Annotated in this window: 7 protein-coding genes; 2 read left to right on the top strand and 5 right to left on the bottom strand. The window is 67.1% G+C overall.

Annotation, left to right across the window (positions count from 1 at the left end):
- The first annotated feature begins 528 nt into the window (after positions 1 to 528).
- Entirely contained in the window at positions 529 to 1,425 is an 897-nt protein-coding gene (locus tag AC1WTP_RS34000) for an aminoglycoside phosphotransferase family protein (protein WP_481653312.1), read from the top strand.
- 107 nt (positions 1,426 to 1,532) lie between these two features.
- On the opposite strand, the gene istB is transcribed toward AC1WTP_RS34000, so the two are convergent.
- Both istB and istA read right to left on the bottom strand, forming a co-directional pair.
- A complete protein-coding gene (istB, locus tag AC1WTP_RS34005; protein ID WP_481653313.1) occupies positions 1,533 to 2,381 on the bottom strand; it encodes an IS21-like element helper ATPase IstB in 849 nt (282 codons plus the stop codon).
- The gene (istA, locus tag AC1WTP_RS34010; RefSeq protein ID WP_481653314.1) at positions 2,378 to 4,039 is read right to left on the bottom strand and encodes an IS21 family transposase; all 1,662 of its coding nucleotides are present in this window, start codon (positions 4,037 to 4,039) and stop codon (positions 2,378 to 2,380) included. The genes istB and istA overlap by 4 nt, the downstream gene beginning before the upstream one ends.
- Positions 4,040 to 4,197: 158 nt before the next feature.
- On the opposite strand from istA, the gene AC1WTP_RS34015 reads away from it, so the two are divergent.
- Positions 4,198 to 4,662, top strand: a complete 465-nt coding sequence (locus tag AC1WTP_RS34015) for a maleylpyruvate isomerase N-terminal domain-containing protein (RefSeq protein ID WP_481653318.1) — start codon at positions 4,198 to 4,200, stop codon at positions 4,660 to 4,662.
- A 60-nt stretch (positions 4,663 to 4,722) separates the two neighbouring features.
- On the opposite strand, the gene AC1WTP_RS34020 is transcribed toward AC1WTP_RS34015, so the two are convergent.
- From AC1WTP_RS34020 to AC1WTP_RS34030, 3 genes are all read right to left on the bottom strand, one after another.
- Positions 4,723 to 5,130 carry a hypothetical protein gene (locus AC1WTP_RS34020; protein ID WP_481653315.1) on the bottom strand — a complete coding sequence of 136 codons (408 nt, stop codon included), beginning with the start codon at positions 5,128 to 5,130 and terminating at the stop codon, positions 4,723 to 4,725.
- 458 nt (positions 5,131 to 5,588) lie between these two features.
- Positions 5,589 to 6,818, bottom strand: coding sequence for an IS701 family transposase (locus AC1WTP_RS34025; RefSeq protein WP_481653316.1), 1,230 nt, complete (start codon positions 6,816 to 6,818; stop codon positions 5,589 to 5,591).
- Entirely contained in the window at positions 6,815 to 7,213 is a 399-nt protein-coding gene (locus tag AC1WTP_RS34030; RefSeq protein ID WP_481653317.1) for a GNAT family N-acetyltransferase, read from the bottom strand. Before AC1WTP_RS34030 ends, AC1WTP_RS34025 begins: the two co-directional genes overlap by 4 nt.
- Positions 7,214 to 7,508: the final 295 nt, after the last annotated feature.

Genomic DNA, 7,508 nt, shown 5'->3' on the forward strand with positions numbered 1-7,508 from the left:
TGGACGGGCTTCATGGGTCAACATCGCCAGGCTGCCAACTCCCCGGTGACCGAGCCGCGCTATCGCCCACGCTGCCCCGGACTGAATGAGGATGCAGTCCAAGGTCGGCATTGAACATCCGGTCATGCCGCGATCCGCGCGCTCCGCAGCGTCACACCGAGCTGGCCCGGTTGCCGTCCGGACATGCCGATGAGCGGATGGATAAGGGCGCGACGAGCCAAACCGGCTCTGGAATGCTGCCCGGTATGCATTCGGTGGGCGGTCAGGATGTCGAGCAAGCGGTAGCCGAGATGGTGCGAGTTCTCACGCCGTCCGAGTCAGCGGACTGGCAATGCCTAGCTGGCACGCTGGATTGGAGCTGCTGGACAACGGCAGTGGCTGTGTCAACCCGAACCGGACCCACCCTGACGGCCTGACTCAGACCCACCTGGGCCCTATCCGCGGATGCTGAGCTGCTCGGTCGGAAGCGGCAGCCGTCGGCCCATTAATGCTGCGACAAGACCTCTGGTGCCGTGGAAGTCTGCACGAATGACCCAATTCCCGGCCGCTGCACTCGGCAAGTCCGCACTCGTGTCCTCGCGTGGGCTCCGCGACGGACGGTCGCCGTGGTTGCTGCACCTGCGTGACCCAGATGGCACCGAACGGACGGCGGTTCTGCGGGTGGACATACCCCATTGGCGTCGCGCGATGCGCACCGAAGCCGCAGCCCTGGCCATCGCCTGCGGCGGCGGGCTGCCCGCCCCGACTCTTCTCGATGCCGACCTCGAAGCCGACGAGCCCTGGATCCTCTGCACGACGGTGCCCGGCTCCAGCACCATCCCGGTCGAAGCGAGCCCAGCCAGGCTGCGAGCGCTCGGGATGCTTGCCGCCAGAATCCAATCCGTGCCGGTCGTGACGACGGAAGCCTTGCCTCGGCGCGACCGGCCGATCGGGCTCTGCGACTTCGCCAGCATGCGGCAACGCCACGGGGGCACCCCCCTGCTCCTTGCAGCCGAATCCGTACTCGCGGCGCTGCCCGCGGAGCCTAGCTACGGGACGTTGATCCACGGCGACCTGTGGATGGGGAACGTCCTCCTCGAAGGCGATGTCGTCACCGGAGTCGTCGACTGGGACTGCGCCGGCGTCGGCCACCCGAGCATCGACCTTGGTTCGCTGCGGTTCGATGCGGCAATCAGCTATGGACTGCAGGCTATCGACGACGTCCTCGCCGGCTGGGAGTCCGTGGCGGGGCACACCGCCCCGGACGTCGCCCGGTTCGACCTAGTGGCCGCGCTTCAATCGCCCACGGACATGCTGGAGTTCGCCCAGGCGCACGACGGACAAGGCCGACCCGACCTAACCGCCGACCTGTTCATCACCCGTCGGGACGCATTCATCTCGAACGCGCTGGATCGGTTAACCTCCGCGCCCGCTTCGACGGGATAAAGGACCAAAGCCTGCCGCGACAACGAGTTCCCGGAACTTCCCACAAACATCCACATGTCGCTTATCGGACGTTGCTCGGGGGTCGTCCTCGTCGTCGTCCGGTGGCCTCAGAAGTCTCCTGCGTGGGTCTGCGCCGCGCGGGAGTGGGCGAGGCGGTAGGAGTCGGTTCCGGTTTCGATGATGTGGCCGCCGAAGGTGAGTCGGTCGACGATCGCGGCGCACAACCTGGGGTCGGTGAAGGTCTTTGTCCAGCCGGAGAACGACTCGTTCGACGCGATGGCGACGGAAGCTTTCTCCTCGCGTTCAGTGAGGACTTGGAAGAGCATCTCGGCGCCGCGGCGGTCGAGTTCCATGTAGCCGAGCTCGTCGATCAGGAGCAGGTCGACGCGGCCGTAGCGGGCGATCGTCTTCGCAAGCACCTTGTCGTCCGCGGCTTCGCACAACTCGTTGACCAGCTTGGTGGCAAGCGTGTACTTCACCCGGAACCCGACTTCGGCCGCCGCGGCGCCGAGCCCGATGAGCAGGTGCGACTTCCCGGTGCCCGAGTCGCCGACGAGGCATAACGGTTCGCCTTTGCGCACCCACGCGCCGGAGGCGAGGGCGTGGATGCTGGCCGCGTTGACGTTCGGGTTGGCGTCGTAGTCGAAGTCGCCGAGCCACTTCTCCCGCGGGAACCCGGCGGCCTTGACCCGTCGCGCGGAGCGGCGCCGGGAGCGGTCGTCGCACTCGGCGAGGAGCAGCTCGGCGAGGAAGCCGCGGTAGGTCAGCTGCTCCTTCTCCGCTGCGGTGACAACCTCTTCGAACCGCATCCGCACTGTGGGCAGCCGCAACGACCGGCAAGCCTGGTCGACCGCCGCGTCCGCCGCCTGCTCGGTCATCCCGCGTCGGCGTCGTGCTGATGGGGCGACCGACGCCGCCAGGCCGGTTGTTGTGCGGGCAGTCGTGGTGCTGGTCATGAAACAGCTCCTTGCGTCGATGAAGCAGCGGTCGTAGCAGCGGCGCGGCGGGGCAGCAGCTCGTCGTAGGCCGTGACCGAGGGCAGCGGCCGCGTGTCCGGCGGGAGGCCGGCGACCACGGCGGCCGGGTCCAGCAGCCGTCGTTCGGTCAGGCTGACCACGCGCCGTGCCGCCTGCGGCTCCTCGGCGGGGACTGTGTGATCAGGGCGGAGCCGGGCGAGCTTGCGGGCTTCGACCGCGACGACGTCGGCGGTCGTTCCACCGACACCGACGACGAGGCCGAGCGCGGCAACGACATCCGCGTGTGGGAGGTTGCGGTGCAACAGCAGCACCTCGATCAACGCCTGAGTACCACCGAAGTCGCCATGGGCTTTGCGGGCGCCGGCCCAGAACGCCTCATGCGCGGCGGTGAAGACCCCAGACTCGCGGGCCTGCACGAGCGCGGTCGCGCCCGGTAACGCGCCGGGCTTGCGCACGAGCACCTCGAGGTAATGGTCCAAAGTCAGTGACTGCGCGCCTTTGCGGGTCAGACGCGGGTGGCGCGCGACCTCGCGCCGGCCGTCGCAGATCACCAGCTCCGACGCGCGCAGCGACACGCGCACCGTCCGGCCAATCAGCGAAACGGGCACCGAGTAGTGGCACTGCCGCACGGTGACGCGCGCGTAGCGGTCAACCCGCGGCGTCAACCACAGCCCAGCGTCGAAGTCGTCCCGCGGCAGCGGCCGCAACGACGGTGCCTCGGCAGCGAAGTCCTGACCGACGGTGTGGACGCGGTTGTCGATCCGCCTCGCGTCATCGGCGACATCCGCCGCCCGTATGCGCGCGTTCAGCTCCGCGAGCGTTGCGACGACCGGCACCGGGGTGAGGTGGTTGCGGCGGAACCGGCCCACTTCTCCTTCCACGCCACCTTTCTCGTGCGCGCCCACGACACCGGGGCGGCAGTAGAACGCGTCGAAGCCCATGTGTGAGCGGAACGCGACCCACCGTTCGGACTCGTCGCGGCCGCGGCCGAACAAGACTCTTGTCACCGCGGACTTCAGGTTGTCGTAGCGGACCTTGTCGTAGGGGACGCCGCCGAGCCGGTTGAACGCATCCACGTGACCTTCGATGAACGCCTCCTGCCCTTGGGAGGCGAACACCGAGTGACATGCCTTGCCGCTCGCGGACAGGCGCAGCGTGAACAGGAAGCACTTCGTCAGCTCGCCGGCGAGCATCACGTAGACGTCGCCGAAGTCCACCTCCGCCTCCGCCCCAGGCAGATGCGTCTGCAGAACGAACGCGTTTTCCACCTCGACACCGGCATCAGCGGTGATCTCGGGTCGCCGGCGCGCGACGTAGTCCCGGACCGCGGAGTAGGTGATGTCCTGAGCCCCGTGCTCGTCGACCAACCGCGCCAAGATCCGGCGGGCGGTGTGCCGCTGCTTACGCGGCGCCGTAACGTCGGACAACAACATCGCGTCGATGTGCACCTTCAACGGGTCCAACTTCGGCGACTTGCGGACTGGCGTCTTCCGCTCCGGAGGCACCGAATAGGCCAGCGCCTGGCGCACCGTCGCCCGGCCGACCCCGTGCCGGCGTGCCAACTCGCGGATCGACAGCTCCTCGCGCCGCGCGTCCCGCCTGATCTTCTCGAACTGCGCCACCCGCGACCCCGTCATCCGGGCCTGCCCTCCGCCGAAGCCCAATGGAAGTCGCCGCCAAGCAGCAACACCATCGCACCCGGTGGGTCCAGATCAGGCCGTCACAAGCCCTGGCGTGTCGACATCAGACCGCCAGGTGGGTCTGAATCAAGCCGTCACAGTGGGTCCGGATCAGACTGACACGGCCAACGGCAGCCCACGTCGCCCATGACCTTCTGGCGTACGCCGGGCAACTTGCTGCTCGACCGGACGACGCCTACCTACCGTTCGACCTCAGGGTCCGCGACGATGCCTCCCCTCGGGACCTACTGCGAATAGTCACGGGATCCGGCCGGCTGCTGAGCAACGCGTTGGCCGCATCCGAGCCTTCGGCGCGTGCCTGGCACTGGGGACCGACCGATCCGAGCGGCTTTGCAGCGCTGGGCGTAAATGAAACGCTGATGCACACCTTCGATATCGCCGCGGGGCTCGGAATCGCCTGGCATCCGCCGGAGGCTCTCTGCAAGGCCGTGCTTGCCCGTCTCTTCCCCGATGCGCCAGGGGGTGACCCGGTCCGCGTATTGCTCTGGTCCACCGGCCGCGCGGCACTCCCCGGCCGTCCTCGGCTCACCTCGTGGATCTTGAAGGCGGCCATCGAATAGCCTCGGTGCATACCGACCAATCGGTTACGCCGTATCCGCTCATGCCGCTGAGAAGGCGACCTAGAGGTGCAGATCAACCGTCAGGTTCTGCGTCGGTGAATAGAACTCAAGAAACCAGCATCGATCAAGGGGCGGGTCGAACAGGTACCAGATGCACTCCTTGAACCCGTACTGCAACGGCAGGTTTCTCGGAACCCTGTCTCCCCAGCCAGCTACCCAGTTTGAGCCGTCCCAGGCTCTGGCGTGCACGTAGACGTACCGTCTTTTGATGCTGCCCGTAAGCACCTCTTTGCGCCCCCCAAAGGTCAAAGGTGGTGCCCCTGGATACGGCGGCGGCAGTGTTTGGAACGCGGGCACACGAAACCATCCAGCTTTGGCCCAACTTCCGTCGGGCGGGGGATTGCCGTCGCACATGCGATCCTCATAGAGGACCGCGACGTAGAGATCGAGACCGTCACAGCGGTTCACGATCGTGAGGCTCATATGGAACCGGCCTCCGGCTCGTCCTCGGACTCTACCCGTCGCGCGTCCAATGGCGGCGGCAAAGGCTCGCTCTGATCGTCGTCAGGGGTGGCCTCAGCGGTGGCCTTGCCCCGACGGTCGGACAGTGGTGAATAGCCTCTCCCGGTCGGAAGCGCCTGGGCGCCGGTGGCAGGCTTGACATCGGGGGTGTCGTCATAGCTCGGCATGGTCAACTTCCTTCCGGGCGCGAGCATGGTGCTATGGCCGTTGAGAAGTCTAGAAGCACACGTGTCGCCTCCGCCTGAAATCTGACCAGGTGGCTCCGGGGCGGGTTCTAGTAGTGCTTTGTTAGGTTCGGCGGCGGTTGTTGCGGTGCAACGGTTTCACCGTCTGATGGCATGTGGGGCATGCGCCGGTCCAGGTCGCGAGCAGCAGTTGCAGCTCGCGGATCACCTTGTAGAGGGTCAGACCGGCGCAGCCGCTTTTGGGTCGAGTCGCAGCGTGGTGATGAACAGGTGCGCGGCGGTGACGAGGGTGACGTGGCGGTGCCAGCCGAGCCAGGAGCGGCCCTCGAAGTGGTTCAGGCCGAGACCGGTCTTGAGTTCGCGGTAGTCGTGCTCGATTCGCCAGCGGATCTTCCCGAGCCGGACCAGGTCGGTGGGGTTGGTATCGACGGGCAGGCTGGACAGCCAGTACTTGACCGGCCTGGCCTCGTCGTCGGGCCACTGCGCGATCAGCCACCGCTCGGCCAAAACACCGTCGGCGTCGGCGGCGATGCGGTGCCCGGCCGGGCGGATGCGCAGGAAGATGAACTGCGAGGTCATGGTGCCTTTGGAACCTTCGCGCCAGGTGACGGTGACCGCGGCGGCACGGCCTGCGGTCTGGACGTGCTCGGCCAGGCTGACCGGCGCGGGGTAGCGGGAGCCGGGCCGGCGACCACGACCGGACCAGGCAGGCTGCACCGGGTGCGCGTCGGCGGTATGGGCGAGGGCGTCGCCCTTGACCTGCATGATGTAGCCGATCCCGCGTTCGTCCAGCGCGGCGCGGAACGGGCTACTGTCGCCGTAGCCGGCGTCCGCAGCCAGCAGTGGCGGTCGCAGGCCATGCTGGGCGAGCGCGTCGAGCATCTCCACCACCATCATCCACTTCGGACGGTGATGCTCGTTTTGCGGTATCCCACAACGGTTACGGCGTGTCACAACGTCCGGGCGGGCGTCATCGTCGGCTGCCTCGTCGTCCCACGCCCTCGGCAGGAACAGCCGCCAATCGAGGGGGCACGACGCGGTGTCGGTGACCGCGTGGACACTCACCCCGATCTGGCAGTTGGCGACCTTGCCCAGGGTGCCGGAGTACTGCCGGGCCACCCCCGGCGAGCCCTTGCCGTCTTTCGGGAAGCCGGTGTCATCCACCACCCACGCCACCGGCCCGACGAGGTCGACCGCCTGGCGGGCCAGCCGCATCCGCACCGCCGTGGTGTCCCACGTCGAGGTTGTCACGAACTGCTGCAACCCCTGATGGTCAACGCCAAGGCGCTCGGCCATCGGCTGCATCGACTTCCGCCGCCCGTCCAGCAGCAGCCCGCGCAGGTACGACTCGCCCTTCGTCCGCTGGTCCGACCGGGACATGGGCGCGAACATCTCCGCAGCGAACGACTCCAACCGTTGCCGCACAACCGAAAGCTGCTCAGGGGTCACCGAAGCATGAAACTACCCGCACCGCTCCGACGACCCAACGACAGAAGCTCGGGCTGGCAGACAAGCTCGATGCTGCGCACCGCAGCCAACCGGGGGTGGCTGACGATCGCATCGAGCAACATGTGGCCCACGCCCGAATGTCGGGCGCTCGACGAAACGATCACGTCGAGAACGACGGCCAGGTAGACACCATCCGTGAGAACCCGGGCGAACCCCATCAGTCGATCGGTCGACCGCTGAACCAGGGCGAAGACAAGATCGGACGCCACCAACATCGCCGTCACGTCGTCCGGGTCTCGGTCCGCCGTCCACCACTCCGACGCGAACAACTCCATCAACTGCGCCAGGCGGTCGCCTTCGACAGCCTCTCTGACCTCGATGTCCGAACGGTCCACAGCGACAGCTTGCCAGGCCGCGAACGACTCGGCATCCAAGGCCGGCTGTCAAGCATCTCCTGGGACGGCACCGCCGGCAGCCGGTTGTCGTACTCCGCATGATGCGTTACGTCGTGGCTTCACTTGATGCGTGACACGATGCTCTGGATCGTTGGCTACTCGTTGTGAACGCGGGGCGGGCGGAGAGGCCTGGCCTATCCGCTTCTGGCACCCCTCTGTGTCATCCCTGAAGGAGTGGGGCCGTGTCAACCCCGTAGGCCGAGGAGTTTGTGACCGGTTTGAGCTGTTTCCTGGA

Source organism: Micromonospora sp. R311, assembly GCF_056780015.1.

Excerpts from the sequence above, each read along its gene's own strand:
- AC1WTP_RS34000 (WP_481653312.1), top strand. The coding sequence starts at position 529 with ATGACCCAATTCCCGGCCGCTGCACTCGGCAAGTCCGCACTCGTGTCC.
- istB (WP_481653313.1), bottom strand. The coding sequence starts at position 2,381 with ATGACCAGCACCACGACTGCCCGCACAACAACCGGCCTGGCGGCGTCG.
- istA (WP_481653314.1), bottom strand. The coding sequence starts at position 4,039 with ATGACGGGGTCGCGGGTGGCGCAGTTCGAGAAGATCAGGCGGGACGCG.